2 protein-coding genes are annotated in these 1,124 nt (G+C 45.1%); both read right to left on the reverse strand.

The genetic code is table 11. The features are described from left to right. Nucleotides 1-243 precede the first annotated feature (243 nt). Nucleotides 244-792, reverse strand: a complete 549-nt coding sequence (locus E1289_RS37680; RefSeq protein ID WP_001289873.1) for an ead/Ea22-like family protein — start codon at nucleotides 790-792, stop codon at nucleotides 244-246. After that, nucleotides 789-1,010: a TraR/DksA family transcriptional regulator gene (locus E1289_RS37685; RefSeq protein WP_000763367.1), complete on the reverse strand. Its 222-nt coding sequence runs from the start codon at nucleotides 1,008-1,010 to the stop codon at nucleotides 789-791. Before E1289_RS37685 ends, E1289_RS37680 begins: the two co-directional genes overlap by 4 nt. Between the last annotated feature and the right edge of the window lie 114 nt (nucleotides 1,011-1,124).

Consider the following 1,124-nt stretch of genomic DNA (forward strand, 5'->3'; position numbering starts at 1 on the left):
ACATTGATAACGCCCAATCTTTTTGCTCAGACTCTAACTCATTGATACTCATTTATAAACTCCTTGCAATGTATGTCGTTTCAGCTAAACGGTATCAGCAATGTTTATGTAAAGAAACAGTAAGATAATACTCAACCCGATGTTTGAGTACGGTCATCATCTGACACTACAGACTCTGGCATCGCTGTGAAGACGACGCGAAATTCAGCATTTTCACAAGCGTTATCTTTTACAAAACCGATCTCACTCTCCTTTGATGCGAATGCCAGCGTCAGACATCATATGCAGATACTCACCTGCATCCTGAACCCATTGACCTCCAACCCCGTAATAGCGATGCGTAATGATGTCGATAGTTACTAACGGGTCTTGTTCGATTAACTGCCGCAGAAACTCTTCCAGGTCACCAGTGCAGTGCTTGATAACAGGAGTCTTCCCAGGATGGCGAACAACAAGAAACTGGTTTCCGTCTTCACGGACTTCGTTGCTTTCCAGTTTAGCAATACGCTTACTCCCATCCGAGATAACACCTTCGTAATACTCACGCTGCTCGTTGAGTTTTGATTTTGCTGTTTCAAGCTCAACACGCAGTTTCCCTACTGTTAGCGCAATATCCTCGTTCTCCTGGTCGCGGCGTTTGATGTATTGCTGGTTTCTTTCCCGTTCATCCAGCAGTTCCAGCACAATCGATGGTGTTACCAATTCATGGAAAAGGTCTGCGTCAAATCCCCAGTCGTCATGCATTGCCTGCTCTGCCGCTTCACGCAGTGCCTGAGAGTTAATTTCGCTCACTTCGAACCTCTCTGTTTACTGATAAGTTCCAGATCCTCCTGGCAACTTGCACAAGTCCGACAACCCTGAACGACCAGGCGTCTTCGTTCATCTATCGGATCGCCACACTCACAACAATGAGTGGCAGATATAGCCTGGTGGTTCAGGCGGCGCATTTTTATTGCTGTGTTGCGCTGTAATTCTTCTATTTCTGATGCTGAATCAATGATGTCTGCCATCTTTCATTAATCCCTGAACTGTTGGTTAATACGCTTGAGGGTGAATGCGAATAATAAAAAAGGAGCCTGTAGCTCCCTGATGATTTTGCTTTTCATGTTCATCGTTCCTTAAAG

This window comes from Actinomadura sp. 6K520 (assembly GCF_004349245.1).
Classification (GTDB): Bacteria; Actinomycetota; Actinomycetes; order Streptosporangiales; family Streptosporangiaceae; genus Spirillospora.

What these genes read in the sequence shown, in the direction of transcription:
- E1289_RS37685 (WP_000763367.1), bottom strand. Translation starts at nt 1,010, where the DNA reads ATGGCAGACATCATTGATTCAGCATCAGAAATAGAAGAATTACAGCGC.